This is a genomic window from Anaerotruncus sp. 80 (assembly GCF_009936115.1).
Classification (GTDB): domain Bacteria; phylum Bacillota; class Clostridia; order Peptostreptococcales; family Anaerovoracaceae; genus Senimuribacter; species Senimuribacter intestinalis.
The window spans coordinates 110,105-135,752 of sequence record NZ_QWES01000009.1 but is presented as its reverse complement, the minus strand read 5'-3'; the positions used below and the strand labels follow the sequence as shown (position 1 = coordinate 135,752).

At 42.9% G+C, this 25,648-nt stretch carries 29 protein-coding genes; 1 reads left to right on the top strand and 28 read right to left on the bottom strand.

All coding sequences use genetic code 11. The annotated features are described in order from the left end of the window. Positions 1-118 precede the first annotated feature (118 nt). On the top strand, positions 119-1,084 hold the full coding sequence (locus D1155_RS05830) for a M15 family metallopeptidase (RefSeq protein WP_160201444.1): 966 nt from the start codon (positions 119-121) through the stop codon (positions 1,082-1,084). Between the two features lie 497 nt (positions 1,085-1,581). On the opposite strand, the gene D1155_RS05825 is transcribed toward D1155_RS05830, so the two are convergent. The 28 genes from D1155_RS05825 to D1155_RS05695 form a co-directional block, all read right to left on the bottom strand. Beyond that, on the bottom strand, positions 1,582-1,836 hold the full coding sequence (locus tag D1155_RS05825; RefSeq protein WP_160201443.1) for a LysM peptidoglycan-binding domain-containing protein: 255 nt from the start codon (positions 1,834-1,836) through the stop codon (positions 1,582-1,584). 202 nt (positions 1,837-2,038) lie between these two features. Next, on the bottom strand, positions 2,039-2,575 hold the full coding sequence (locus D1155_RS05820; RefSeq protein ID WP_160201442.1) for a flavodoxin family protein: 537 nt from the start codon (positions 2,573-2,575) through the stop codon (positions 2,039-2,041). Positions 2,576-2,587: 12 nt separating this feature from the next. Beyond that, complete coding sequence (locus D1155_RS05815) at positions 2,588-3,361, bottom strand: VTT domain-containing protein (protein WP_160201441.1); 774 nt, start codon at positions 3,359-3,361, stop codon at positions 2,588-2,590. 18 nt (positions 3,362-3,379) lie between these two features. Continuing rightward, positions 3,380-4,669: a methionine gamma-lyase family protein gene (locus D1155_RS05810; RefSeq protein WP_160201440.1), complete on the bottom strand. Its 1,290-nt coding sequence runs from the start codon at positions 4,667-4,669 to the stop codon at positions 3,380-3,382. 84 nt (positions 4,670-4,753) lie between these two features. After that, the gene (locus tag D1155_RS05805; RefSeq protein ID WP_207709515.1) at positions 4,754-5,668 is read right to left on the bottom strand and encodes a DMT family transporter; all 915 of its coding nucleotides are present in this window, start codon (positions 5,666-5,668) and stop codon (positions 4,754-4,756) included. After that, the gene (locus D1155_RS05800) at positions 5,641-6,768 is read right to left on the bottom strand and encodes a tyrosine-type recombinase/integrase (RefSeq protein ID WP_160201438.1); all 1,128 of its coding nucleotides are present in this window, start codon (positions 6,766-6,768) and stop codon (positions 5,641-5,643) included. The genes D1155_RS05805 and D1155_RS05800 overlap by 28 nt, the downstream gene beginning before the upstream one ends. Then, complete coding sequence (miaA, locus tag D1155_RS05795; protein WP_160201437.1) at positions 6,750-7,676, bottom strand: tRNA (adenosine(37)-N6)-dimethylallyltransferase MiaA; 927 nt, start codon at positions 7,674-7,676, stop codon at positions 6,750-6,752. Before miaA ends, D1155_RS05800 begins: the two co-directional genes overlap by 19 nt. Before the next feature lie 5 nt (positions 7,677-7,681). Continuing rightward, positions 7,682-9,616 carry a DNA mismatch repair endonuclease MutL gene (gene mutL, locus D1155_RS05790; RefSeq protein ID WP_160201436.1) on the bottom strand — a complete coding sequence of 645 codons (1,935 nt, stop codon included), beginning with the start codon at positions 9,614-9,616 and terminating at the stop codon, positions 7,682-7,684. Further along, complete coding sequence (mutS, locus tag D1155_RS05785) at positions 9,609-12,242, bottom strand: DNA mismatch repair protein MutS (protein ID WP_243151026.1); 2,634 nt, start codon at positions 12,240-12,242, stop codon at positions 9,609-9,611. Before mutS ends, mutL begins: the two co-directional genes overlap by 8 nt. A gap of 7 nt (positions 12,243-12,249) precedes the next feature. Further along, positions 12,250-12,417, bottom strand: a complete 168-nt coding sequence (locus D1155_RS15565; protein WP_201759539.1) for a hypothetical protein — start codon at positions 12,415-12,417, stop codon at positions 12,250-12,252. A gap of 33 nt (positions 12,418-12,450) precedes the next feature. Beyond that, positions 12,451-12,681 (bottom strand): DUF3791 domain-containing protein, encoded by a 231-nt coding sequence (locus tag D1155_RS05780; RefSeq protein WP_160201435.1) that lies wholly within the window; start codon positions 12,679-12,681, stop codon positions 12,451-12,453. After that, the gene (locus D1155_RS05775) at positions 12,678-13,151 is read right to left on the bottom strand and encodes a DUF3990 domain-containing protein (RefSeq protein ID WP_160201434.1); all 474 of its coding nucleotides are present in this window, start codon (positions 13,149-13,151) and stop codon (positions 12,678-12,680) included. Before D1155_RS05775 ends, D1155_RS05780 begins: the two co-directional genes overlap by 4 nt. Beyond that, positions 13,148-13,393, bottom strand: coding sequence for a DUF3791 domain-containing protein (locus D1155_RS05770; protein WP_160201433.1), 246 nt, complete (start codon positions 13,391-13,393; stop codon positions 13,148-13,150). The genes D1155_RS05775 and D1155_RS05770 overlap by 4 nt, the downstream gene beginning before the upstream one ends. A 59-nt stretch (positions 13,394-13,452) precedes the next feature. Beyond that, complete coding sequence (locus D1155_RS05765) at positions 13,453-13,908, bottom strand: GNAT family N-acetyltransferase (protein ID WP_160201432.1); 456 nt, start codon at positions 13,906-13,908, stop codon at positions 13,453-13,455. A gap of 352 nt (positions 13,909-14,260) precedes the next feature. After that, positions 14,261-15,451, bottom strand: coding sequence for a pyridoxal phosphate-dependent aminotransferase (locus D1155_RS05760; RefSeq protein WP_160201431.1), 1,191 nt, complete (start codon positions 15,449-15,451; stop codon positions 14,261-14,263). Between the two features lie 39 nt (positions 15,452-15,490). After that, on the bottom strand, positions 15,491-16,297 hold the full coding sequence (locus D1155_RS05755; protein WP_347560968.1) for a TlyA family RNA methyltransferase: 807 nt from the start codon (positions 16,295-16,297) through the stop codon (positions 15,491-15,493). Further along, positions 16,272-18,116, bottom strand: coding sequence for a 1-deoxy-D-xylulose-5-phosphate synthase (gene dxs, locus D1155_RS05750; RefSeq protein ID WP_160201429.1), 1,845 nt, complete (start codon positions 18,114-18,116; stop codon positions 16,272-16,274). The genes D1155_RS05755 and dxs overlap by 26 nt, the downstream gene beginning before the upstream one ends. Positions 18,117-18,137: 21 nt before the next feature. Further along, entirely contained in the window at positions 18,138-19,034 is an 897-nt protein-coding gene (locus D1155_RS05745) for a polyprenyl synthetase family protein (protein ID WP_161880228.1), read from the bottom strand. 3 nt (positions 19,035-19,037) lie between these two features. Continuing rightward, a complete protein-coding gene (gene xseB, locus D1155_RS05740) occupies positions 19,038-19,226 on the bottom strand; it encodes an exodeoxyribonuclease VII small subunit (RefSeq protein ID WP_160201428.1) in 189 nt (62 codons plus the stop codon). Further along, positions 19,223-20,368 carry an exodeoxyribonuclease VII large subunit gene (xseA, locus tag D1155_RS05735; RefSeq protein WP_160201427.1) on the bottom strand — a complete coding sequence of 382 codons (1,146 nt, stop codon included), beginning with the start codon at positions 20,366-20,368 and terminating at the stop codon, positions 19,223-19,225. The genes xseB and xseA overlap by 4 nt, the downstream gene beginning before the upstream one ends. Next, positions 20,359-21,324 carry a hypothetical protein gene (locus D1155_RS05730; protein WP_160201426.1) on the bottom strand — a complete coding sequence of 322 codons (966 nt, stop codon included), beginning with the start codon at positions 21,322-21,324 and terminating at the stop codon, positions 20,359-20,361. The genes xseA and D1155_RS05730 overlap by 10 nt, the downstream gene beginning before the upstream one ends. Then, on the bottom strand, positions 21,317-21,751 hold the full coding sequence (gene nusB / locus D1155_RS05725) for a transcription antitermination factor NusB (RefSeq protein WP_160201425.1): 435 nt from the start codon (positions 21,749-21,751) through the stop codon (positions 21,317-21,319). The genes D1155_RS05730 and nusB overlap by 8 nt, the downstream gene beginning before the upstream one ends. Then, entirely contained in the window at positions 21,752-22,114 is a 363-nt protein-coding gene (locus D1155_RS05720) for an Asp23/Gls24 family envelope stress response protein (RefSeq protein WP_160201424.1), read from the bottom strand. A 471-nt stretch (positions 22,115-22,585) separates the two neighbouring features. Next, the gene (locus tag D1155_RS05715; protein WP_160201423.1) at positions 22,586-23,017 is read right to left on the bottom strand and encodes a hypothetical protein; all 432 of its coding nucleotides are present in this window, start codon (positions 23,015-23,017) and stop codon (positions 22,586-22,588) included. Positions 23,018-23,352: 335 nt separating this feature from the next. Then, positions 23,353-23,985: a SpoIIIAH-like family protein gene (locus D1155_RS05710; RefSeq protein WP_160201422.1), complete on the bottom strand. Its 633-nt coding sequence runs from the start codon at positions 23,983-23,985 to the stop codon at positions 23,353-23,355. 5 nt (positions 23,986-23,990) lie between these two features. Next, positions 23,991-24,356 carry a hypothetical protein gene (locus D1155_RS05705; RefSeq protein WP_160201421.1) on the bottom strand — a complete coding sequence of 122 codons (366 nt, stop codon included), beginning with the start codon at positions 24,354-24,356 and terminating at the stop codon, positions 23,991-23,993. Between the two features lie 37 nt (positions 24,357-24,393). Then, on the bottom strand, positions 24,394-24,561 hold the full coding sequence (locus D1155_RS05700) for a stage III sporulation protein AF (protein ID WP_160201420.1): 168 nt from the start codon (positions 24,559-24,561) through the stop codon (positions 24,394-24,396). Next, a complete protein-coding gene (locus tag D1155_RS05695) occupies positions 24,558-25,646 on the bottom strand; it encodes a stage III sporulation protein AE (RefSeq protein ID WP_160201419.1) in 1,089 nt (362 codons plus the stop codon). Before D1155_RS05695 ends, D1155_RS05700 begins: the two co-directional genes overlap by 4 nt. Positions 25,647-25,648: the final 2 nt, after the last annotated feature.

Here is a 25,648-nt window from a genome sequence, read left to right as displayed (position 1 = left end):
CAGACCTTTGAAAAGACTGTTTTTACTTGAAAGTAGAGGCAGTCTTTTGTGTATTTATTTTTCGTAATTTTTTTATTGTAAACTAATAGGGTTTGGTAGTAATTAGGAGGATTTAGCTATGAAACGAACTACAAAACTTTTACTCATTTGTCTGCCGCTTCTCATGCTGTACAGCTGTAAAAATACAGAACCTGCGGCAACAATCGCTGCGCCGTCTGTCAGTGTGCAAAGCTTTCCGGGATCAGGAAAAATGCTGATTTCGTGGAAGCCTGTTGAAACCATAGAAAATGTAGACGGTTACGGTGTTTTTCGTGCAGACAGCAAAGACAGTGAGTTTCAATGTTTGTACGAAACTGATAAAGTCGAAAATACAGCCTTTTATAACTACCTTGATATCGATAGAAAAGTAGGACAAACTTATTTTTACAAGGTAAAGAGTTATCATTTAGATGGTGAAAACAGGGTATACAGCGATACCGAAAGTTCGATTATTTCTGTGAAAGCAGAACCCTCAATTGCTAAAGACCCAGAAAATCCGCTAATGCTGGTAAATAAATCCTGCTGGCTTTCTGAGACCTATGTACCGGCAAATCTGGTTTCGGTCAGTGAATTTGCTGTGAAAGCCATCGATGCAAAGAAAATTGTTCGAGATGCCTATGAAAAACTGTATCATGACGCAGAAAAAGCCGGTTTTGATATCAAAATCGTATCTGCGTATAGAGATTACGCACTACAGGAATATCTGTTTGCTTATTGGTGTGAAGTCGATGGGGAAGAACTGGCTCTAAGACTCAGCGCAAAGCCTGGAAGAAGTGAACATCAGACCGGCTATGCACTGGACGTATCCTGTGAATCTTCCGGTTGGGATCTTCTTGAAAGCTTTGGAAGCACACCTGAAGGAATATGGCTTGCTGAAAACTGTCACAAGTACGGTTTCATTATTCGCTACGAAAAAGATACAGAAGATATTACTGGCTATGCTTATGAACCATGGCATTTAAGATATGTCGGTGAAAAAACTGCAGGAGAAATCAAGTCCCAAGGCATTACCTTAGAAGAATATCTGGGAGCTGGTATAAGATAAAAGGTGATTGGTCGTAAGTGTAATAACTATTCCTAAAATCATAATTTTGGGAATAGTTATGGAAGGTTTATGAACACTTTGCCAAAACCATATCAAAATCCACCTCAAGTTATTAACTCAACATCAGTAAAATCTGTTCTCCAATCATCAATAATTTTATTTTTTTATTTCATCTTATCTTGTTTCATAAAACTTAATTCTAAATAAACCTTCATAGTTTCTGCGTTGCGTTTACATCTACTCACGTAATCACTTATGTTTTTTCTTAGACAAAAAACTCAGGACTTATGTGTAAAGGCACATATAGTCCTGAGTTTCGGAATGTCTTCTACTTAAAAGGAATTGGCGCAGCAGACATTCCTTTATGGGATAAAATTTCTGAGGCTCTAATTTGCGTTTTAAGCGATTTTATCGTGTGTAATCGATATCTTGGTCGACGAAAAAACTCGCTCAAAATGGTGTTTTTTCTAAATATGTCTAAATTCATAAAAGCAAGTTTATTGATATACCGGGACGACGATTTTCTGGCCGGCTGTCAGTTCATCTGCAGTGATTTCGTTAATGTCACAGATATCCTCAACGATTCGGCGTGCGTCTGAACTGGTCGGTCCATATTCTGTGGCGATATCCCAGATGGTGTCGCCGGCTTCAATCTCAACTACGTTATATAAATCCTTGGAGGAACTGTTTGCTGTATTGAAACCCAGTAATGTTCCTGCAATAGTAACAAGACAAAGAATTAAAACTGTCATAAAAAATGTAAATCTGAATTTGGAAGCTACTCTATATTTCTTGGTCATGTGTTCTCACCTCTCTAAACATTTGTTCGTTTTCTATATATTATCAGAATAAATGTTCTTTGTCAAGAGAAAAATAAACAAATGTTCGAAAATGGTATAACAAAAAACGTTCGCTCTGAAAACAGGCTGCGAACGCTTGATTTTCCCTATGAAATTATAAGGACTTTCCAAGAATATAAGCTTTTTCAGGATAGTCGGTCTGCTCGATATCCCCTTTCTCTGCACAGGCTATAGCATAAATTTGCCCTTTATCCTCCCACTTCAGATAGTGTATTGCCTCTTCGTAAACAGCCTGAATTCCTCTCGCCGTGCGAACATCTGTGTCTGCTGCAGTAACCAGCAGTGCAGATGATTTTTGAGCACCGCAGAGCATTTTATCGATACTGTAGAAGCGATCGATGACAGCTTTTATCTGAGAGGTAAACCCGGAATAATATACCGGCGATATGAAGACCACCATATCCGCAGAAAGCAGAGCCGGAATCAGCTCCTGCATATCATCCTCAAATACACAGACTGCGTCTCCTTGTCCACAGGCGTTACAGGCAATACAGCCATTCACTTCTTTCTGTGCAGCGTCAAAGCGATAAATGCTGTGGCCGGCTTCTTCTGCGCCCTTTATAAATGAATCTGCAAGAACAAAAGATGTTCCATTTTCATGAGGGCTTCCAGTTAAGACTACAATTTTCATTAAAACCTCCATTTATTTAGTAACTTTATCATAAAATTTATCAAGATATTGATTGATTTTATCTCTGTAAATGACGCAGAGAACAAATGCGATGACAGCAAAGGCGCCGATTACAGCCATTCCAATATAATGCTGTTTAAAATAGAATGCGCCAATCAAAAGGCTTCCTCCCATGCCGAAGACTCTTCCTGCCATAGAAAATGCCATAAATGCCTTAAATTTCATCTCGGAAACACCAGCAGCGTAGCTGACTACATCTTTCGGCAGCCCCGGAATCAGGTATAAAAGAAAGACTATGATATATGCCCTTTTGCTGTTCAGCCTGTCTATAAAATGGTTGATTCGTTCTTCGCCAAAGAACAGATGTACTGCGTCCTTTCCCAGAAGTCTCGCCAAATAGAAGGAAATCAGTGTGCCGAGAAAAGCACCTATCATGGAAAAAATCAGCCCTGGGATAAATCCGTACAAATATCCGGCGGCAAACTGAAATGCCTGTCCTGGAATCACGCTGATGACGATTTGCACCACCTGAATACCAATGTAGATGAAGATACTTTCAAATTTATATCTCTCCAAATAAGCAAGCACATCGTTAAAAGAACGGAACTGCTCGATAAAATCCCTCTGGCAAAAGATAATGTATAAAGGGATGCCGATTACAATGCCAGAAAGCACCGCCAGCTTTAAAATAGAAAGGATCAGCTTAGTTTTCTTCGCCTTTTTGATATTCTCCTTTACATCATCTTTTGTTTTATGCGCATTTTCTTTCCATGTTTCTTTGTCCATAAATTCCTCAAATCCCTTTTAAATATCTAATAACCCTTTTTTGTAAAGCTGCTGAATTGACTTAATCACGCCAAATTTTGAGTGCTCGTAGGTAAGTCCCCCTTGGAAATACACGATGTATGGCTCACGAATCGGCGCATCGGCGCTGAGCTCAATGGAAGAACCCTGAACAAAAGCGCCCGCGGCCATAACCACATCAGATTCATAACCCGGCATAGCCCAAGGCACAGGTGTTACGTGAGCGTCAATAGGTGCAGCCGCCTGAATTCCTTCGCAGAATGCAACTACAGCCTCTGGCGAACCCAGTTTCACAGACTGAATAATATCGCTGCGACTGTCGGAAACGCCTGGCCTGATTTCAAAACCCAGCATTTCATAAGCCTTTGCGCAGAGCATTGCACCTTTCACTGCCCCGTTTACAACCTTTGGTGCCATAAACAGTCCCTGCAAAATAGCGCGGGTCTGTCCGAAGGTAAGACCGCATTCTGCACCGATTCCCGGACAGGTCATGCGGTAAGAAATCTTGTCAATCAAATCTCTGCGTCCGCAGACATACCCGCCGGTCAAGGCAAGTCCGCCACCCGGATTCTTGATAAGAGAACCCGCTATCACGTCAATTCCAACGTTTGTAGGCTCTTTCACATCGAGGAACTCGCCGTAGCAGTTGTCCGCCATACAGACGATATCCGAATTGATGCCATGAACAAAATCAGCAACTTCTGCAATTTGGTTTACAGTAATTGAATTACGCCAACTATATCCGGTAGCTCGCTGAATGGAAACCATTTTGGTTTTATCTGAAATGGTTTTACCAAGGGTCTCAAGATCAATGGAACCGTCCGGCAGCAAGTCTACCTGTTTATAGGTTACGCCATATTCTTTGAGAGAACCCATGCCTTCACCGCGAATACCGATGACTTCTTCCAGGGTGTCGTAAGGACCACCACTGCAGTAAATCAGCTCATCGCCGGGACGAAGGATGCCCATTAGCGTAATCGCTAGAGCGTGAGTACCGTTTACGATGGTCGGACGAACCAGCGCAGCTTCTGTTCCAAAAATCTCTGCATAAACCTTTTCAACTGCCTCTCTTCCTGGATCATCGTAGCCGTATCCTGTATTCCAAGCAAAGTGCATATCCGCAATTCTGTGATTTTGCAGCGCCGACAGTACTTTATACTGGTTATATGCCATGATATCATCAAGGGTCTGGTAGGAGTCAGCAATCTCCTCCTCTGCCCTGTTTACAAGATTAAGAACCCTTGGGCTGATACCAAATTTTTCGATAAGTAGTTTGTCTGTGTAATTCATCTGTATTCTCCATTTATATTACAATTAAAATTATAAGCCTCTTTTCAGGTTTGTAAATCCCCCTGCATCATTCTTCACAAAACCTTAAGATTTTCGTTGCATTTGTGAAAGAATGATGGCGCAGAAAATCAGTCCGCAACCGAGATATTCTCTGAAAGCCAGCTTTTCCTGAAAGAAAATCATGCCCGCAATCATGGTAAAGACGGTCTCGCTGGAAAGGAGCAGCGACGCCTTTGCAGGCTCCATATAGCGCTGACCGATGACCTGAAAGGTGTAACCCAGCCCGCAGGAGCAAATGCCACCGTAAAGAAGCGGAACTATAGCCGCCTGCACGTCAGCAAGACTTGTATCTTCAAAAAGAAGAGATATTACGCTACATACAATTCCAGTCACAATAAACTGACAAGAGGAAAACTTGACAGGATCTAATTGCTGCACAAAGTGATCCACCATATAAAAGTAAACAGTATAAAACACGGCTGCAAACAACATCATCATATCACCGCGATTAAAAGCGGCACTGCCGCCGTAAAGGCACATGAAATAAAAACCTGTCATTGCAACCACTACTGCAATCCATACTGTCTTTTCTATTTTTCTCCCCAGAAAAACACCGGCAAGGGGTACTAAAATAATATACAGCGCCGTAATAAAACCTGCTTTTCCAATAGTTGTAAACGGAAGCCCCAGCTGCTGTGCAATCGTAAAAGTCATCAGATTGAGGCCGCACACAATGCTGCCGATTACAAGGGTTTTCGGATTGCGTTCCACTTCCCTTTGCGCCGGACTTTTTCTTTTGTCCACAAATAGCCAGAGTGGAATCAGAGATATGCCGCCTAAGAGACAGCGATAACCGGTAAAGGAAAAGGGCTGCAGATTTTCCGTACCTGCTTTTAGGGCAACCATGGCAAAGCCCCAGATGAAAGCAGCCACAAGAAGGAAAACTGCGCCTTTTAAAGTATTCTTATCTGTCACTTTTCGGTCCTCTCCTTTTCCCATTCCATGCCGCTTACCAAATCACGTTTTACATTTTGCTTGTGCTGTGCGTAAAGCTGGGTTGTCGTCACCTGTTCATGATCCAAAAGAGCTGCCACATCGTAAATCGAATTGCCCCTGCCGATTAAGCTGGTCGCAGCCGTCGCTCTCAGCTTATGAGGGCTGTAACCGGCTTTTGATGAAGTCTTTAATGCAATTGCGGTATATTTCTTTACAAGCTCTCGAATCTGTCTGTCAGTCATACGAGTGCCTTGCAGAGAAAGAAATAATGCGTCGCGGTGGTCTTCTAGCAGAGTTTCCTCCTCAGGTCTTTCATTTGCCAGATAGTCCTCCAATACAGCTGTTACCGACTGGTTTAAAGGCATGATGGATTCCTTACCGCGCTTTCTATAAATCTTAAACTCGCCGCGGGAAAAGTTAAAAGACGAGACATTCAGCTGCTGCAGCTCGGAAAGTCTGAGACCATAGGTCAAGAACAACATCAAAATGGCCTTATCCCGCTTTTTTGTTTTTTGCCAATAGGAATAGGCGTGCTTGGTTAGGCCTGTGCCGTTTGTCACAGCGTCCAGCATAATCATGACCTCATCATCCTGCAGCGCTTTAATCTCCCGTTCTCCTGCCTTCGGTACGCGAATCGGGTCAAAGCCGTCGGTAATATTCTTTTCGAGGAGCTGATCCCTGTACAGCTGCTTAAACATTACTGAGACAGAAGATTTTTTCCTCGCCAGTGTCTTATTGTTGTTTTCATAGACGTAAATGTTTTTTTCTGTTTCTACTTTATATTTTCTGCAGTAATCCAGATAGATATTGATGTCAGCGGCTTTTATTTCGGCAAATTCTTTTAAAGTAATCTGTGAGGTCGTCTCCGCCTTTGTCAAATCCGTTTCAGCAATCAGATAATTGCAGAAGAATTTAATATCGTGCAGATAGGCAAGTCTGGACATAGGCAGCACATTCCCTTTTAGATAGATGAAAAATCCGCGTAAAAACTTGGGAAGTTCCGACTCAATGTCTTCGCACTCTTGAAAAATCTGCGCTTCTTTTTTTACGATATTATCCGGTTTGTCACTTTTATTGTGAATTTTTATTTCTTTTCCAGCCATTTAAAGATCTCCTCAAGACAGCTTTCGTCACTGTCATATTCTGAAATGTTAAACCACTGCATATCCTTATATCGTTTAAACCAGGTCAACTGCCTCTTGGCGTAGTGTCTGGTATTTTTCTTGACTAAATCGACAGCCTCTGCTAAATCGTAGCGTCCCTCCAAATAGCCGATAATTTCTTTGTAGCCGATGCCCTTCATGGAAATATCGCTTTCTGTAAGACCTCTTTCCATCAGCCCTTTTACCTCATCACAAAGTCCCTGCTCCATGAGCAAGCCAACTCTCTGATTAATTCTATCATAAAGCTGCTGTCTGTCTCTGGCAAGCCCGATAAGTCTGGCACTGTAATCAGAGGTCAGCTTTAAATCTGACGCAAAGTCCTTTACTTTTTCTCCCAAAGATGCCGCCTCGATGGCGCGGACTACTTTCTTGATGTTGTTGGGGTGTATCCGTTTTGCGGCTTCAGGGTCCGCTTCTTCCAATTTCTTGTGAAGCCAGGCAGGTCCGTAGGTTTCAGCTTCTTTGTAAAGGCTGTCGCGAAATGCCGTATCACCCGGCGGCGCGCTAAAATCCATATCGTAAAGCAGCGCACTCAGATAAAGACCCGTACCGCCTGCAATAACCGGCGTTTTGCCTTTTGCAAAGATTTCCTCGATGGCGCCTTTCGCCAGCTTTTGATATCTTGCTGCTGAAAAAGCCTCCGTCGGCTCAATTTCGTCGACCAGATAGTGTTTCACACGTCTTCGTTCCTCTGCCGTAGGCTTAGCGCTGCCGATGTCCATGTATTTGTAAAGCTGCATGGAGTCGCAGGAAACCACTTCTCCATCCATATGCAGCGCAGTCTCTATGGCATATTTTGTTTTTCCCACTGCGGTAGGTCCGCAGATTACAATGATTTCCCGGTTCATAACATTTATACTCTCTTAAACATCTTCTCTATTTCGTATTTTGAAAGTCTGATAAAGGTCGGTCTACCGTGAGGGCATGAAAACGGATTTTTACATGCGGAAAGCAGTTTGATAAGTGCTTTCATCTCCTCCATGGAGAGGTTGTCGTGAGCCTTTACCGCCGCTTTACAGGATTTTGTAATCAGTTTGTTTATGACAACGGTATTTTGAATCTTTGTCCCATCAGCGACGCTGTCGATAAAGTGTTTCACAAAATCTTCCGCTTCAGAAATAGTCATAAAGGTTGGAATTTCCTTGATAATATAGGAATTCTGCCCGAATTCCTGGACAGCAAATCCCATATCAGAAAGGCAGTCTAGCCAGTCATATTCATTTTCCTTTACAGCCAGAGGTACTTCTAGAAGTATCGGTGTCAGAATAGGCTGGCGCAGCTTTTCTTCCTCCAAATACTCACCGACAAGCTTTTCATAGAATACACGTTCGTGAGCTGCGTGCTGGTCAATCAGATAAAAGTAATTGCCGTCAACAGCCGTGATATAGGTGCCAAATATGGCGCCGGTTAAAGTAAGAACCTCAAAATCAAATGGCTGCATTGCAGGTGTATCAATGGAAAGCACAGGCTTTTCAAGCTCTGTATTTTCAGCTTTCGACTGCGGAAGTTCCGAAAACGCATCGGTTACTTCGTCTGACGGTTTGTTCGCTTCATGGAAGACCTGCGGCATATCATAGGACACTTTTTCTTCGGCAACCTTTAAAGTTTCTCGACGGGTGGATAATATCTGTTTTATGTCTACCCGCGGTTCGGATTTATTTTCAGATTTTTGCTCGTGTTTCTGTTCAGGCTCTGCCTTTGACTTTTGCGGCGGCTCAGGTTCAGAAATTGTAACTTGAGTTTCTACAGGGCGCACGTTCTCCTTTATCGGCGATTTAAAGATGTTTTTGACCTCTGTAACAGCGGCCTTGGCTCCGAGCGCCTGCACAATTCCCTCTGCCACTAAAGCAGTGATATCTTCCTCCTTGTCAAAGCGGACTTCCTTTTTGTTTGGGTGAATGTTGACATCCAGCTTTGCAGGATCTGTCTTGATAAACAAAAATGCAACCGGATATCTGCCGTCAAAAAGTCTTTCTTTATAGCCGGCAGCGACTCCTCTTTCGATGACTTTGCTGGAAACAACCCTTCCGTTGACAAAGAAAATTTGATTTTTCCGATTGGTTCTTGACAGAGATGGTCTTGATATGTAGCCGCTGACCTTACTACCGTCTTTCTCATAAGTAACAGGAACTAAATCCTTGTATTCACTGATTTTATAAACCGCCAGAATAGCAGCCAGCACATCACCTTTTCCGACTGTAGAAAATATGATATTACCGTTATTGATGAAACGAAATTTGACCGCAGGGTAAGCCAGCGCAATCTGGGACATAAAGTCGATAATCTGACCGCTTTCTGCACCATCAGATTTAAGGAATTTGCGTCTGGCAGGAGTATTATAAAACAGATCTGTTACGATAATGGTCGTACCGTCAGGACAGCCAGTTCCACTGTTTGCAATGACTTCGCTGCCGTGGATCAATAGTTTCACGCCCATTTTGGCATCCTTTGTCTTAGTGATAAATTCCGTATGGGTTACTGCGGCGATGCTGGCAAGGGCTTCACCACGAAAGCCTAGGGTTTCGATAGCATCCAGATCTCTTGCTGTAGAAATTTTGCTGGTTGCATGGCGAAGAAAGGCTGTTTCTGCCTCTTCCCGCGGTATACCGCAGCCGTTATCAGTGACACGAATATAGGTTTTTCCACCGTTTTTTATCTCCACTATGATTGAGTCAGCGCCTGCATCAAGGGAATTTTCTACAAGTTCTTTAATAATGGAGACTGGTCTTTCGATGACTTCTCCAGCAGCGATTTTATCAGCGATGTTCTTTTCTAAAACTTTAATCATCGATTGCTTCCTTTAACTCTTCTAAAATACCAATAGCTTGCGAAGGCGTAATTTCCATCAGATTCAGTTTGCGAATCCGGTCTACTACAGGATTTGGTCCTGGGGTAAAAAAGGAAATTTGTTCCTCAACAGAAACTGCCGCAGGCTCTTTTGCAGCGGTTTGCACATATGTATATGGGGATATTTCTATGCTGCCTGCTTCCAATTGCTCCAGCTTTTTCTGGGCATTTTCAAGAAGCGGACTTGGTACCCCTGCTAGTTTTGCTACATGAATGCCATAGCTTCTGCTGGCAGAGCCGCGCACAATTTTGTGTAAAAATACGATGTTTCCATTTTCTTCTGAAACATCCACATTGAGATTGCAAACCCCCGGTATCTGCTCTTCCAGTGCAGTCAGCTCGTGATAATGGGTCGCAAATAGGGTTCTAATATGGGTGGCTTCATTGCAGAGGTAATCCACAGCAGCCCAAGCGATGGAAAGTCCGTCGTAGGTGCTTGTTCCCCTGCCGATCTCATCGAGAATAATCAGGCTTCGCTCTTTGGAGCAGCTGAGAATATAGGCGAGTTCGCTCATTTCTACAAAGAATGTAGACTGTCCCTGTGCCAGATTATCAGAGGCTCCGATTCTAGTGAAAATCCTATCTACGACACCGATTCTGGCGTACTCACAAGGGACAAAACAACCCGCCTGCGCCATCAGTACAATGAGTGCGGTCTGCCGCATGTAAGTAGATTTACCAGCCATATTAGGTCCGGTGATGACCAGCATACTGGTGTCTGTGTTGTTCAAATAGGTATCGTTGCATACAAACATACCATCTGTAATCATCTGTTCGATAACCGGGTGTCTGCCCTTTTCGATCTGCAGTTCAAAACTTTCGTCGATAATTGGCTTTACATAGCCCAGCTTATTGCTGACATTGGCAAAACTGCAAAGCACATCCAGCTGCGCAATAGCCTGGGAGGTTTGCTGAATTTCTCTGATAAAGGCTTGAATTTTATTTCTGATTTCTGTAAAAAGTTCATATTCCAGCTGGTTAATTTTCGTCTCCGCATTGAGAACCAGATTTTCCATTTCCTTCAGCTCCGGCGTGATGTAACGCTCATTATTGACAAGGGTCTGTTTGCGGATATAGTCCTCGGGAACCAGCGCAGCATTGGCTTTCGTTACGTCAATATAATAACCGAAAACCTTATTAAAACCGACCTTTAAGGTACGAATGCCCGTTCGTTCTCTCTCAGTATTTTCTAAATTTGCAATCCACTGTTTGCCGTCTTTGATGGAAAACTTGATATCGTCAAGTTCTTTGGAATAGCCTTCTTTAATCAGCCCACCTTCTTTGATGGCAAATGGCGCATCTTCTCTGATGGCGCTTTCTATCAGGGTATAGATTTCTTCTAAATCATAAATCTGAGCAGAAAGCTGCTGCAACAAGGCTGAATCTACGTACTGCAGGCTGTCTTTAATTTCAGGCAGCACAAAGACCGAGCTTTTCAGTGCAATCATGTCCTTGCCGTTGGCATTTCCTGACGCAATTCTTCCGGCAAGCCGCTCAAAGTCATAGACCTGTTTCAGTGCTTCGCGCAGGTTATTCTCTAAAATCGGCTGCTCGGAAAGTTCCGATACTGCGTCGAGGCGCAGATTGATTTCGGCGGCATTGTTCAAAGGTTCCCTCAGCCACTGTTTCAGTTTACGGCATCCCATAGCCGTTGCCGTCTTGTCCAAAACGCCCAGGAGCGAGCCCTGAACTCTTTTATCGTATAATGTCTCTGTAATTTCAAGGTTTCTGAGTGTCGCCTTGTCGAGAGACATGTGTTTTCCTATTTCATAAAATCTGCACTGAGTCAGCTGTGAAAGGTTTTGCTTCTGGGTTTCCAGCAGATATGAAAGCAGCGCCCCAAGAGACAGTACGCACAAGTCTCTTCCCGAAAGTCCTAAACTTGTCAGCGAAACCTGGCTGAATTGAGCCTTAATTGCGTCCTCAGCGGCTTTTTGCGCATAGTAGGATTCATTCCTTGCAAAGACAAAAGCGCCAGTGACAGCTTTGATTTCGTCACAGTCTATGATGGACTGTGCACCTTCGTTTATCATGATTTCTTTTGCATCGATTTTGGCAAGCTCATTGAGCATATTCTGTGCAAAATTTAGTCCGGAAAGTTCTTCTGTTGTATAAAGCTCACCTGTTGAAATATCACAGTAAGAAATGGACATACCCTTCTTGTCCAAATATACCGAAGCCAGATAGTTATTTTCGTTTTCCTTCAGCATGGTCTGTGAAGTCACCGTGCCTGGTGTAACAATCTGTATAACCTCACGTTTTACAATACCTTTAGCGGCAGCAGGATCTTCTACCTGTTCGCAGATGGCTACTTTGTATCCTTTTTCTACAAGACGAGCGATATAGGTATCAGCAGAGTGAAACGGCACGCCGCACATAGGAGCTCGCTCCTCCTGCCCGCAGTTTTTGCCGGTTAAAGTCAGCTCCAGTTCTCTGGACGCAAGTTTGGCGTCGTCGAAGAACATCTCATAAAAATCGCCCAATCTAAAAAAGAGAATACAATCCTGATATTCTGCTTTAATTTCTAAATATTGCTGCATCATTGGTGATAGCTTGTTTTTTGCCATGAAAGTATTACTCCTTTTTTTTATAGTTCATTTCTTCTAAAAATAGTCCGAAAATGTATAGAGGAGATTGTCCATACAGTCCGGTTTCGTCGTCGGCAAGCAGCGCACCTGTGTTCGACTTATAAAATCGTTCCAGCGCCTGCTCCTCAGTTATTTGAAATTCCTTTGCAATCATCTCTACGATGAGCAGAAAGTTTGAAAAGATAGCTTACTCATAAAATTTCTCCGAATATCCATTTAGTTTTTCAAAATATAAATCCTCTGCCAAATACTGATCGCTCATGCAGTGCATATCGGAAACGCCTTCACTTAGAAGCTCATAAGTCTTTGAATGATAAAAAAACGATAATGCTTCACGCTTTGTTATATTTGAAAGTGCTGCAAAGCGGCTGATAACACGGGCGTATTTCATCTGCAGCAAAATGGGATTTGCATTCATATCGAATCACTCCTTTCAAATTTCAAGCATTTTTCTATCATATCTTGACTTCTAAAACAAATTTGCAGGTTTGGATCCTCAAATTTCAGCCGTTTCAGAGCTTCAGTTTTGTCGATTAAACCATCGAAATACAGCTCTATCGTATTGAATACTTTATCGTTGGCAACACCGCCGATTACCATATCATAGTCGGTCTTGTCCTGACCGTTTCTGCACGCCAAAACAAAATCCAACCAGGATTCAGAGTAACTTTCAAATCTCAATATCTTGAATTGATGACTTTCTAACTCACAAAACTGATACTGGTTGAGAATGGCCTGCTGGTCACGCCGCTTAAATTTTTGACACCAGTTTTCAGCCTGTGCCAGAATCGGTGTCGTATAAAACCCTTTTCCAAAATCTACATTCAATCTAGAAAACTGAATATCGGGGTATTTAATTTCTGTATTAGAACCATGGTATAAAATCATATTTTTATTCCTTTTTCGTTCAGGAGCGACAGAATGTCTTCTAAAATATATTCTTTGCTCTGGGTATGAAGAATCGGATAATTTGGGATAATGTAACTGTAAAGAATATCGCTGTCTTCCGTAAAAGCCTTAAATATCCTCTGGCTGCCTACACTTAGTTTCTTTTCCAGATTCTCAACACAAAATACAGCAAATTCAAGTTCCTCTTGGCTGATGTCATGTTCTTTTTCTCTAGACGCCATTTCCTCATCTCCATTTCCTATAATACTTAATTATACCAAAAAACACGCTATAATAAAAGTCAAAATCCGGTTTTTGTTTCGTACATACGAATCTCGGCCCCATCGTCTTCTTTGATGATTCCATAGAACGTCCAGCCGCATTTTTCGTAGAATTTAGTATGGTCTGTGATGAGATATAGCTTTTCAAACCCAGCTGCTGAGGTTTCTTTTTTCGCAAAATTCATCAGCTTTTTCGCTAAACCTTGTTTTCGATAGGGCGGTTCAACAAACAGCGCGCACAGGTTTGGAGTTAAATCCTTTCTCTGATGAAAGTCATTTTCGATGATACCTGCGCCGGCAATAGTACTCTCTTTCTCATCTAAAATAACAAACCATTTCGGAATTCCGACAGGATTACCAATATATGCTTTCATACTTTCCATGTATGCTTCTAAAGGCACGCCCCATTTGTCCGAAAACCAAGAGGCAGCTTCGACTAAAAGCTGTGGATTATCGCAAATTGTTTTGATTTCCATTTATATACACTACCTTCCATTTAAAACAAAAGGGACACAGAATTATCCATGCCCCTTGCTTATCTTTTTTATCAACATTGACAAAATCAAAATATTTTTCGTTTTTTGTCAATAAATCAGGTAAAAACACCTCAATTTACCTCAATTTTCTCGAAGTTTTTGACAGAATTGACAAGAATCTTAGAATCTGTCAATTTTAGCAATGTTTTAACCCGATTTCTTTGACAGAATTGACTAAATCATGATTTTTTGTCAATTTTGTCAAGGCAGCCGCTGAGTCGATGCACAAACTTCTCGGATTACAATGTTCCACAGCTTATGCAGATTCTGCAGCTTGGTACTCTCGCAGTGCTTATCTCTTGTTATAAGCCTCGATTCCCAATCTGATCAGCTCTACTCCTCTTCTCATATCTGCCTGATTCAGCACGTATGCGATACGCATTTCATCTTTACCAAGACCTGGTGTTGCATAGAAACCTTCAGCAGGTGCGAACATAACAGTTTCGCCGTTATCTTCAAACTCAGTCAGAAGGAACATCAGGAAGTCTTCTACACTGTCCACAGGAAGTTTTGCAGTCATATAGAATGCGCCGCCAGGCTTTCTGCAAACAACGCCAGGAATCTTCATCAGTTCTTCGTATACGACGTCTCTTCTTCCGCAGTATTCAGCTTTTACTTCATCGTAGTAAGAAGCTGGCAGTTTAAACAGTGCAGCAGCGCCAACCTGGTCAACGGTGGATACGCAAAGTCTGCCCTGTGCAATCTTCATCACGCTCTGCATAAATTCCTGATTCTTGGAAACCAGCAGACCGATTCTTGCGCCGCAAGCGGAGAATCTCTTGGAAACGGAGTCAATGATGATAACTCTGTCTTCTACGTCTTTGACCTGACCGAAGGAAACAGCTTCTCTTCCGTCATAAGCAAATTCTCTGTATACTTCGTCGGCGATAATCCACAGGTCGTGTTCCTTTGCGATATCGCCGATCAACTGCATTTCTTCTTTAGTAAGTACAGTACCGGTTGGATTGCCTGGGTTAATGCAGCAGATAGCCTTAGTTTTTTCTGTAATCAGCGGTTCAATCTGCTCTCTCTTTGCATAATGATAGCCTTCCTCTGCTTTTGTAGTAATAGGAACAACCTTACCGCCTGCAGAAGTAGCAAATGTATGGTAGTTGGTATAGAACGGTTCTGCGATGAGAACTTCGTCGCCTTCGTTGAGAAGTGCCAGGAAAGTCATGGTCAGTGCTTCAGAACCACCGGTTGTAACGATCATATCGTTTCTGCCGATTTCCATTCCGTAAGTTTTGAAGTAATCAGATACAGCGTCCTGCAGCTCAGTAATACCGCCGGATTCAGCATAAGCGATTACTTTGTTTTCATAAGCTCTGATTGCATCCATAAAGCATGCCGGTGTTTCTACGTCCGGCTGACCGATGTTCAGGTGATAAACTTTCTTACCTGCGTCCTTTGCTTTCTGTGCAATCGGGTTGAATTTTCTGATTGGTGAAAACTGCATTGCTTCCACTTTGTTTGATAATTTCATTTCTCTCGATCTCCTTGTTTTCCTAAAAAATATACGTGCTTATTCTAACTCTGCATGAGAGTTTTCAACCACTTCTTGTATACATGATACATTATAACACATTTCCCTCGATTTGGAAAGATGTAAAAGATATTCTATATTACCTTTTGCACCGGTAACTGGAGAAAATGTCAAACCATGGGCATATAGACCGTTAGCTTCCCCATAAGAAATCACATTTTCGATGACTTCTCTGTGAACATTTCGATCTCTGACGATACCTTTTTTTCCAACCTGCTCTCTTCCGGCTTCAAACTGCGGCTTTACGAGGCAGACGATCTCCCCGTCATCTGCAAGAACAGCAGCAGCCACAGGAAAAATCAGCCGCAGAGAAATAAATGATACATCGATACTGATAAAATTGATAGGTTCTGCAATCAAATCGGTATCCAGATATCGGACGTTACATTTTTCCATATTGACAACTCTCTCGTCATTTCGCAGTTTCCAGTCCAGCTGTCCATAGCCGACATCAATGGCATAAACTTTGGAAGCTCCATTTTGCAGCATGCAGTCGGTAAAGCCGCCAGTGGAGGCGCCGATGTCCATGCAGACTGCCCCATTAAGTTGCAGATTAAACTGCCCCATAGACTTTTCAAGTTTTAAGCCGCCTCTGCTCACATAAGGACAGAGATTCTCTTTAACGAAAATCTCTGCGTCTTCATTTACCTGATTTCCCGCTTTATCACTGCGCTGTCCATCGACATAGACAATCCCTGCCATGATGGCAGCCTTTGCACGCTCACGGGACTGATAATATCCTTTTTTTACTAATAAAATATCAAGCCTTTCTTTCAAGGTGTTCACAAATCCTTTCTGCGATGGACGCCGTATCAAGTCCGTACTTATGATACAAATCGTCACAGCCGCCATGTTCTATAAACTGGGCAGGCCATCCAAAACTGAGTACATCGCTGCACCCTGTTTCTGCCCGAAATCCTTCGCCAAAGCCTCCGGCAAGGAGATTATCTTCTAAGGTTACAATAGTTTTATTCTCTTCAAGGCAAGACAAATCCATCGGCTTTACACAGCCTACTTCGACGATGCCTGCTTCAATTCCTTTCTCCAAAAGGGCTGCCCGTACATCCTCTGCAACACCTGCCATCTTTCCCACTGCCCAGATATCAACGTCTTTACCTTTTGTCTTGCGTCGGTTTTCTCCGGCATACGGCGTCAGATTTGCAGTATCAAAGTCGCAGACACCTCTCGGATAGCGAATTGCTACAGGCGTACCAAGGGAGAGCGCATAACTCAGCATAGTGCAAAGCTGCGTACCGTCTATTGGAGTCAACACGGTCATATTTGGAATCGATCTTAAATATGAAAGATCGAAAACACCATGGTGTGTTTCTCCGTCCGCGCCTACAATCCCTGCCCTGTCGATGGCAAAGACTACTGGCAGATTCTGCAGACAGACATCCTCAATAATCTGATCGTACCCTCTCTGCAAAAAAGAGGAATAGATGGCAACCACCGGCTTCATACCGGCTTTTGCAAGACCTGCTGCAAAAGTTACGCCATGAGCTTCTGCGATACCTACATCAAAAAATCTGGTCGGATACCGCTTTGCAAAAGCCCCGAGACCTGTAGCATCACACATGGCAGCAGAAATAGCAACAATTCGTTCGTCTTCCTCAGCAAGCCCCACTAAAGCACTGCCAAAGACTTTGGAGTAGGTTCGCTCAGCCTGCTGCAGAGCAGCGCCGGTTTCCGGATTGAAAGGTCCGATTCCGTGAAATTTATTGGGGTTAATTTCCGCAGTCCGATAGCCTTTTCCTTTTTTTGTTATAATATGGATGAAAACTGGACCGTCAATATTCTTTGCAATCTGCAGTACATCTAAAAGTTCCTCCAGATTATGTCCGTCCACCGGTCCCAAATAGGTAAATCCCAGTTCTTCAAAGATGACGCCCCCTGACAGCAACGCATATTTTACCCTATCCTTCGCATGAGCCAAATTTGAACTGATATCGTTTCCGATGACAGGAATACTGCCCAGTGCTTTCTTGATAGCTTTTTTCGCATGAAGGTAGCTGCTGGAGGTCCGAAGCTTTGAAAGGTGCTGCGATACACCGCCAATGTTTCTTGAAATAGACATGCCGTTGTCGTTGAGCACCACAATCATTTTGGACTTAGAAGCCCCTACGTTGTTCAGGGCTTCATATGCCATACCGCCGGTGAGAGAACCGTCACCGATGACGGCAATAACTTCATGGTTTTCACCTTTTAGATCTCTCGCAGCAGCCATGCCCGCAGCAGCGGAAATTGAGGTACTGGAATGTCCAGTCTCATACACGTCGTGAACACTTTCCTTAGTCTTTGGAAATCCGCTGATTCCGCCCATCTGGCGCAAATAATCGAATTCTGAAGCACGTCCGGTTAAAATTTTGTGTACGTAGGACTGGTGCCCCACATCCCAAATAATTTTGTCCTTCGGGCTGTCAAAGACCTTGTGCAAAGCAATCGTTAGTTCCACTACGCCAAGATTGGATGCCAAATGGCCTCCCGTCTTTGATACCTTATCTAATAAAAAATCCCGTATTGCATAACTCAAAAGAGACAGCTCATCCTTGTCCATCTTTTTCAGGTCGTCCGGAAACTGATACTGTTCCAGTTCGTTACTCATTCAAATTCTCCGTTTTATCCTTTATTTTGTGCGGTTTTCCAGCCTCAAAACTAAATCTCTGAAAAACTCCGCATTGTCGTAATATTTTTCAATGGCTTCCACAGCGTTTATGGTCAATTCTTTGAGACGCTGCTCTGAAGCCTCCATGCCGTTTAAGGCAACATAGGTGATTTTTTCACATTCTGCGTCTTTTCCGGTGTTTTTGCCCAGTTCTTCTACATTGCCTTTGATGTCTAAAATATCGTCGGCAATCTGGTAAGCAAGCCCCAGATTCTCCGCATAGCAAGTCAAATCTTTCATCATCTCTTCGTCAGCGCCGCCAAGGTAAAGTCCTGCTCTGATGGCTGCTACAATCAGGGATCCTGTTTTATTGATGTGAATGTATTCCAGCATTTCGTTGGAGCACTGTTTGTGTTCGGAGTCCATATCCGAAGCCTGCCCTGCGACCATGCCCTGCACGCCGGAGTGCTTGACGATGGTGTAGGAAGCGTTGATACGTTTTTTTAACTCCTTCATATTATCAAAGAACAGGAACATGTCCTTGTTCATAATTTCAAAAGCGGTGGTCAGAAGACCGTCCCCGGCAAGGACCGCAATGCCGTCGCCAAAGACCTTGTGATTGGTCGGAATGCCGCGGCGTAAATCATCGTTATCCATAGCCGGCAAATCGTCATGAATTAAGGAATAGGTGTGAATGTACTCGATAGCGCAGGCATAAGGCAGCGCGTCTTTTGCGTTTCCACCTGCAAACTCACAGGCAGCTAAAAGCAGCACGGAACGTATTCGCTTTCCGCCAGCCATCAAGGAATACTTCATTGAGTCATAAAGAACGCTGCTCTTGGAGTCAATGCTCGGCATAAAATCCAGCAGGTATTCGTTAATCATTTCTTTGTATTCATCATAATTTTCTCGCATCATGGGTTACACCTCTCCTTCAAAGGTTTCGATTTTCTGTTTCGCTTGTTCCAAAATATCGCTGCAGGTTTTGTAATACTTCATGCCTTCCTCATAACAGGAAATGGCTTCTTCAAGGCTGGTATCCTGAGCTTTAATTTTTTCTGCCATAGTTTGCAGTTCACGCAGCGCCTTTTCAAAATTCCCCTGATTCATCGCTGATTTCCTCCTATTTCTGTAATCCTGCATTTGGCAAAACCGTCCTGCAGGGTAATTTTATATTCTTTCTTTTCGCAAAGTTGGCTGACTGCGGAAATGACTTTACCGTCCTCATCTGTAAGGACGCTGTAGCCATTTTCCAGAATCTGCGCTGGATTGTTCTCCTCAAGAAGCAGTTTGGACTGCGTAAGCTCATTCTCCAGCTTGGCAATCTGCCCATTTAAGCAGTTTTTCATCTCCTTTGCCAGATTGTCGATGAGCAGCCTGTGATACATCAGCTTGTTGGAAAGCTGAATGTAGAGATGTTCCTTTAAATCTTCCATTTGCTTTCGCATTTGCTCCGTATCGGGAACAACAAGCTGCGCCGCTGCGGTCGGAGTCTCAGCCCGCAAATCCGCTACAAGATCAGCTATGGTGAAGTCTATTTCGTGTCCCACAGCAGAGATAATAGGAATTTCCGAGCGATAAATGGCTCTCGCCACGTTTTCCTCGTTAAATGCCCAAAGGTCATCGGCAGAGCCGCCGCCCCTTCCTACAATCAGTGTATCGATATCATCAAAAGTCTCATTGATATAGTCAAGCATAGCGGCAATATCCGCAGAAGCCGCCTCTCCCTGCACAAGCACCGGAAAAATCATCACATCGACAAGGTGATTGCGGCCTTTTAAGATTTTGAGAATATCCTTGACCGCCGCTCCCGTGGCAGAAGTTACAATGCCGATTTTGTTCGGATACTTTGGTATAGGTTTCTTGTGGGACTGGTCAAAGAGTCCTTCCTTGCTCAGCTTTTCTTTCATCTTTTCAAAAGCAATGGCAAGGTTTCCTTCTCCTGAAACCTCCACAATTTTTACGTAGAGAGAATAAGTGCCGTTCTTTTTAAAGACGCTGATACTGCCGGTCAAGGTCACTTCCATGCCGTCTTCCAGTGGATAATGCAGGCTCATGGCGTAATCCCGCGGTAAAAAACAGTTGATTTTGCTCGTCGCGTCTATAATGGAAAAGTACACATGACCGCTGCCGTGATACTTCAAATTGGAAATTTCACCTTTCACTACCACAGCGCCAAGAAGCGGATCCGTGCCGATTACCCGGGAAATATATTCATTCAGTTGTGAAACAGTTACCGGTTTTAAAGCCATTGTTTCTTTCCTCCAAGGAGTGCAATGCCTGCCGCATTGTCGGTACAAAGCACTGGTTCACCAAAGTGAATCTTTAGCTTCGAAAGCTTTGTTTCTAAATTTTTTCGTATCAGACTGCTTGCTGAAACACCGCCGGCAAAGAGAATGCTGTCCGTCTGATAGGTATTTGCAAGATATAGACTCATATCACAAATCGCCTCAGAAATTCGTTGAAACAACATAGGAATCAGAATTTCCGGCGCTGTTTCTGTAAGACTTCTCTGGCATTTTGTCTCTATGCCCGAAAGATTGATATATCCTTCTTCACATTTGATCTTAGGCAGGAAATTATCCTTAACCTGTCCGTCGGCAGCCTGTGCTGCCACTGCTATTTCGTCCAAAGACTGACCACACGGAAATTCCATGCCCAGTGCAACGCCTACCCTGTCCAGCACTTGCCCAAAGGCTAAATCCTTTGAACCACCTACGATGGAAATGCCATCTTCGCTCACCAGCAGCGCCTCCGTGGTGCCGCCGGAAAAATGAAAAGAAATAAAGCGATTCGCCTCTGCAAGCGGCGAACGCCAGCGCGCTGCTTCGATATGCCCTTCCTGATGGGAAAAGGTATAACACGGCACGCCAAGAGCCGCTGCGATGGATTTTGCTGTAGAAAGCCCCGCCAAAAAGCAAGGCATATAGGAGCCATCTACAGGTCTTGGCTTTTCCGACACGCTGATGCAGGCAATTTCTGCTTCTTCTTCCCGGCGCAGCTTTGCTAAAGTTTCAAAGGTTTCTTCAAGGAGATGCGGCAGATTCTGCACATGCTGAAAAAGCGCCGCCGACTGCCTCAGCCCCCGCTCGCCTTTCTTTACGGTCAGATACTGCTGCAGATTGGATAAAATTTCGCCGCTTTGGTCTGTCAGGGCTACAGAAGTTTTATAATTGCTGGTGTCAATGCCAAGAGACAGCTTACGCATGTTCTTCCTCGTAAGCCACCGCAGCAGGTTCTGCTGCCAGTTCCTCTGCAATTCTTCCCAAAATGCCGTTGACATATTTTCCTGAATCATCGGTTCCATATTTTTTCGCTAAGTCTACAGCCTCATTGATGGATACTGCCGCAGGAACTTTACCATAGCGCATCTCGCATACTGCAAGACGCAAAACCGCAAGGTCTGTCTTTGGTATTCTCTCGATTTTCCATTTTGTGCTGTACTTTCTAAGTAAATCGTCGACTTCGTCTTTTTTGTTGCAGAGCAGCGAATGTAGCTCATTACAGTATTCCTTCTGGTCTCTGATCTTCTCCTGACTCATGAAATCAGTTCTACTGTTTACATCAAAATCTCCACAGGCTTCCATCTGAAAAAAAACCTGCATCATAAATTCTCTGGCTTCTGTTCTTGTCATCTAGTTCTTATCTTCCTCTCCGGGCAGGCTCACGCCCTGTACATGTATGTTTACTTCTTTTACTTTCAGACCTGTGACTGATTCAATCTCGCTCTTGACATGGCTCTGAATATCCCAGGCAAGCTGAGGTATCTTGACTCTGTACGCTACGATGACGTAAACGTCCAGAGAAATTCCTTCTTCGTCGCGGGACAGCTTAATCCCTTTGCCTTCCGGCTCTTTTCCCAAAATATTGATGGAAAGATTATCTGTAAAACCTCCGGCAAGCTGACATACGCCTTCAATCTGCAAAGCGGCGCTGGCCGCACAAGCTGTAATCACATCGTCAGAAATCTTAACGGTGCCAATATTTTCTTCCTGCATACGTAACCTCTATTCATTCAAAATTTGTCATCGGCAGCGCCGGTATAAATCTCTGCATTCATTATATCATTATTCAGAGACCTTCGCAATGTTTCGGGGAAAGAAAACCGCAGGCATACTTGCGAAATTAAGATTGCACAAACCACCTGGTTTGCATGCGCTTTAGATGAAAATAGCAGGGGTTAACTTATACAAGAATTACATTAGAAAAATGTATAAGAAATTCTTTAAAACTTAACCGAAAATCTAAGAATCTGAGAAAAATGTATAAGTTTGTTGTGATAATCGGGTCAATTGAGCCCATTTTAGTGATAAAACTTTCCATTTACGTAAAATTACCGTATGCAAATTCACATATCTTGCGGATTATGCAAGTTACACCAACGATATTGACCATAGATTTATACATTTTTGAAGGAAAATCTTAAGGCAGGTTAAAATCCTTTTTTGCCTACCCAAATGATTTGCTTCTTACTTATCCTCAAACTTTGCCTGCGGAAAATCCTCGAGCCAAATCCCTCTATGTTTTTTTCCGTTTTTACTGACTTTCACTCTAGGATGACATTGGATTATCACTTGTTTTCCGTCTTTCCAAAAATATAGTCTATAAAACATAAATCCATATACAACTTTAATAATATCTCCAGCAGAAAACCTGCGTATTTCGCCTTTGAAATTCAGCAAATATATCTCAGCACCACGAATCTCAATCCAGCAGCAAAACTTACCCGTTACAGGATGGAAATTTAAAATAATCATTCCAATGTCTATAAGAAAGAAAACTATATTTAAGGCGTCTATCCCATAGAAAAATACGCAGCATAGATCAATCAAGAAAATCGCTGTAAGTATACACAATATAATTGCTTTTTCAATACGAATGTAACGTCTAAGTTTTTCCATTTTTATAAATCCAAATTCTCCAAAACCTCTAAAGTATGTGTTTCATTGCAATGCAGGATTGCACCAAGTCTTACAGTATCCTGCGCAAATTATATTCTTCAGATATCTCTGGGACATCCGCTGATGTATTATATAAAACGCCCCATCGCTAGTCAGGTTTCCACTTTCATCATACCTTGTTTCGGTCCATCTGTAAAGGATTTTGCTTCCGCTCTCAAACACATCTTATGGATTCAGCTATGTAAAAAAGCCACATTGTCTTGGTGTGGCTTTTTGATTTTATTTATATTATTTATATTATTTATATAGGTATTTGCTATTATTTAGAAAATGCTTTAGTAGTTACTTTGAATAATAATCTTATCGGCACCTCTTCCTGTTTCTGCCATGACAATATTGCAGATTTTCGCTACAGTGTTTTGTGTCAGTTCCTGCTCATCGACAGTAACGGTGATGGTGCTTTCTGTGATGATAACAAGGCATTCCGGCAGATTTTTGCTGCTGATCAGACTTTCAATAGAAACCTCCTGTTCCATATATTTGGTCAGTTTTTCTTTGTTTGCCACCGCGTTATTCTTCTCTGCGTCGTTAGTGGAATTCTTGATGGTGCTGTCATAGCCTGCAATCAGTTCATTTCTTTCAAGATCTAGTTTTGCTCTTTTTTCCGCAAAGGTATTGCCCTTTGTAGCGGCATCTCCTTCGCCATCTTCACCATTCACGTCATCCCCTGCAGTTTTTTCAGTCTTTTCACTGTCTCCATCAGTACTGCTTTCGGAATTAGAATCCTCCTCAACCTGCGCAATGTTGCGGCTGTCCACAAGAACATCTCCGTCGTGAAGTGGAATATTGTTAGCTTTGACTTCCGTCACAACAAGTCCTGCACAAAATACCAAGGCTAAAGCGGCAACTGCCACATTTTCTTTCTTATTAAAAAATCCTTTTAAATCTAGTTTAAATTTCTTTTTCATCTTTCTCAATCCTCCTGACTTTTTTCAAATACCATTACGCTGGAAACCGGCAAATCAAATAAGGTTGCTACCCCTTTTACAATATCATTTTTTACTACGGGGTCACTTGCACCCTCAGCAGTTACGATCACTCCGGTTACCGCACGATTCTCATCGTACTCCATCATCACATTGACATCACCCACTCCTTTGATTTCCGATAAAAAGCTGCACAGCATGGTTTCTGTGGCGCCATCGTCATCGGTCACCTGCTTTCTGCTGTCGTTGTCATCAGTTAAAACGCTCATAGTCAAAAGAAATACCGAGGCGATAAGCAAAAGCGTAATGATCTTGACTATGGTATCTTTTGTGATTTTTAGCTTCTCAAACATAATACCCTCTCTTAAAAAATATTTTTTATCTGTCTATTTATTCCAAAAAACTTGCCAGCGGTGATAAAATTGTCGCCAGTACGATGATAGAAAAAATAAACTTCAGATACTTTGCCATGGAACTTTCTGGCAGCAAAATCTCCAGAAAGGTAATCGCTAAAATTACGATGAAAATGTCTTTGACCCATGCTGTAATCACGCTCATATGCTGCCTCCGAGACGAATAATGGATGTAATAAAAATGATAAACAAAAGTGATGCAAAGAACACGATAGCGCCCATGGTAACAAGACACGTGCCAATGTCTGAAACCCCTGCGGCAATTTTCTTTGAGGCGACCGGTTCAATCAGCAGCGCCGTCACTTTATATATGACAGAAATTGCCATGATTTTTAGTATAGGAATCAGCATAAGGGATACAATGAGGAGAATTCCAAAAATCCCTACAATTCCTTTAATTGATCCCATGCACTTGATAAAAAGCTCCACAGTGTCTGCAGTAAACCCACCGACGATGGGAATAAACGCATCCAAGGAATATTTTGCCGTTCCCATAATCAGGCTGTCCGAAGTCTGTGTAATAAGCCCCTGCACAGCGACAATTCCCGACATTAGCGTCAGCACCAGTCCGGTCACAAAGAGCGCCGCCTGTCTCAGAAATTTAGATAAATGGTTTACGTAATCTTTTTCTGTTAAACAATTGAGCAAACTGAGTACCGTCGATAGAAACAGTGCCGGCAGCACGATGTTCTTTAGAATCGATTCAAAAATCGTAATCGCAGTCAATATCAGCGGACTCATAATTGTTCCACCCGTCACCTGTCCCATGGAAATGAGTATGGTTATGAGCACTGGGAGCAAAAGCTCCATCGTGTATGTAATCGTTGCAATCGCGTCAATGGTCATCTGGTAGATGGTCTGAAAATTGCTGACAGCAAGACCGATGATGACGATGCTGCAGACAAGACTTGCAATCTCCGTGACACCTTTTTTTCCAAAGGAGCCAGATAGATTTTTAAGAAGACCGATGACGATGCAGACGGTCAGTATTTCCACACCCACCACCAGTGCCGCCTTTAATTCATAGAGAAACAGCGCCTTTAAACTGGAAATCATATCCTCTGAACTAAAAATGCTCTCCCCATTTAGTGTTGCGTCTACGATTTTATCCAGCGTAAAGTAATCAGAAATTCCCCCGGATAGACCGCTGGCATAATCAGAAAGCGAGTCAGTCTGCTTCTCATCGACGATTTTTTTCATCTGTTCCTTTAAAATTTCATCAAATTCCATAG

Coding starts and splice junctions, on each gene's coding strand:
- miaA (WP_160201437.1), bottom strand. CDS start 7,676: ATGAACCGGGAAATCATTGTAATCTGCGGACCTACCGCAGTGGGAAAA.
- xseA (WP_160201427.1), bottom strand. CDS start 20,368: ATGGCTTTAAAACCGGTAACTGTTTCACAACTGAATGAATATATTTCC.
- D1155_RS05820 (WP_160201442.1), bottom strand. CDS start 2,575: ATGAAAATTGTAGTCTTAACTGGAAGCCCTCATGAAAATGGAACATCT.
- D1155_RS05765 (WP_160201432.1), bottom strand. CDS start 13,908: ATGGAAATCAAAACAATTTGCGATAATCCACAGCTTTTAGTCGAAGCT.
- D1155_RS05825 (WP_160201443.1), bottom strand. CDS start 1,836: ATGACAGTTTTAATTCTTTGTCTTGTTACTATTGCAGGAACATTACTG.
- D1155_RS05745 (WP_161880228.1), bottom strand. CDS start 19,034: ATGATGCGAGAAAATTATGATGAATACAAAGAAATGATTAACGAATAC.
- D1155_RS05760 (WP_160201431.1), bottom strand. CDS start 15,451: ATGAAATTATCAAACAAAGTGGAAGCAATGCAGTTTTCACCAATCAGA.
- xseB (WP_160201428.1), bottom strand. CDS start 19,226: ATGAATCAGGGGAATTTTGAAAAGGCGCTGCGTGAACTGCAAACTATG.
- D1155_RS05775 (WP_160201434.1), bottom strand. CDS start 13,151: ATGATTTTATACCATGGTTCTAATACAGAAATTAAATACCCCGATATT.
- D1155_RS05710 (WP_160201422.1), bottom strand. CDS start 23,985: ATGAAAAAGAAATTTAAACTAGATTTAAAAGGATTTTTTAATAAGAAA.
- mutL (WP_160201436.1), bottom strand. CDS start 9,616: ATGATTAAAGTTTTAGAAAAGAACATCGCTGATAAAATCGCTGCTGGA.
- mutS (WP_243151026.1), bottom strand. CDS start 12,242: ATGGCAAAAAACAAGCTATCACCAATGATGCAGCAATATTTAGAAATT.
- D1155_RS05705 (WP_160201421.1), bottom strand. CDS start 24,356: ATGTTTGAGAAGCTAAAAATCACAAAAGATACCATAGTCAAGATCATT.
- D1155_RS15565 (WP_201759539.1), bottom strand. CDS start 12,417: ATGATTGCAAAGGAATTTCAAATAACTGAGGAGCAGGCGCTGGAACGA.
- D1155_RS05810 (WP_160201440.1), bottom strand. CDS start 4,669: ATGAATTACACAGACAAACTACTTATCGAAAAATTTGGTATCAGCCCA.
- D1155_RS05805 (WP_207709515.1), bottom strand. CDS start 5,668: ATGGGAAAAGGAGAGGACCGAAAAGTGACAGATAAGAATACTTTAAAA.
- D1155_RS05780 (WP_160201435.1), bottom strand. CDS start 12,681: ATGAATGCAAATCCCATTTTGCTGCAGATGAAATACGCCCGTGTTATC.
- D1155_RS05770 (WP_160201433.1), bottom strand. CDS start 13,393: ATGGCGTCTAGAGAAAAAGAACATGACATCAGCCAAGAGGAACTTGAA.
- D1155_RS05815 (WP_160201441.1), bottom strand. CDS start 3,361: ATGGACAAAGAAACATGGAAAGAAAATGCGCATAAAACAAAAGATGAT.
- D1155_RS05695 (WP_160201419.1), bottom strand. CDS start 25,646: ATGGAATTTGATGAAATTTTAAAGGAACAGATGAAAAAAATCGTCGAT.
- dxs (WP_160201429.1), bottom strand. CDS start 18,116: ATGAGTAACGAACTGGAACAGTATCAGTTTCCGGACGACCTGAAAAAG.
- D1155_RS05700 (WP_160201420.1), bottom strand. CDS start 24,561: ATGAGCGTGATTACAGCATGGGTCAAAGACATTTTCATCGTAATTTTA.
- D1155_RS05715 (WP_160201423.1), bottom strand. CDS start 23,017: ATGGAAAAACTTAGACGTTACATTCGTATTGAAAAAGCAATTATATTG.
- D1155_RS05800 (WP_160201438.1), bottom strand. CDS start 6,768: ATGGCTGGAAAAGAAATAAAAATTCACAATAAAAGTGACAAACCGGAT.
- D1155_RS05720 (WP_160201424.1), bottom strand. CDS start 22,114: ATGCAGGAAGAAAATATTGGCACCGTTAAGATTTCTGACGATGTGATT.
- D1155_RS05730 (WP_160201426.1), bottom strand. CDS start 21,324: ATGCGTAAGCTGTCTCTTGGCATTGACACCAGCAATTATAAAACTTCT.
- nusB (WP_160201425.1), bottom strand. CDS start 21,751: ATGACAAGAACAGAAGCCAGAGAATTTATGATGCAGGTTTTTTTTCAG.
- D1155_RS05830 (WP_160201444.1), top strand. CDS start 119: ATGAAACGAACTACAAAACTTTTACTCATTTGTCTGCCGCTTCTCATG.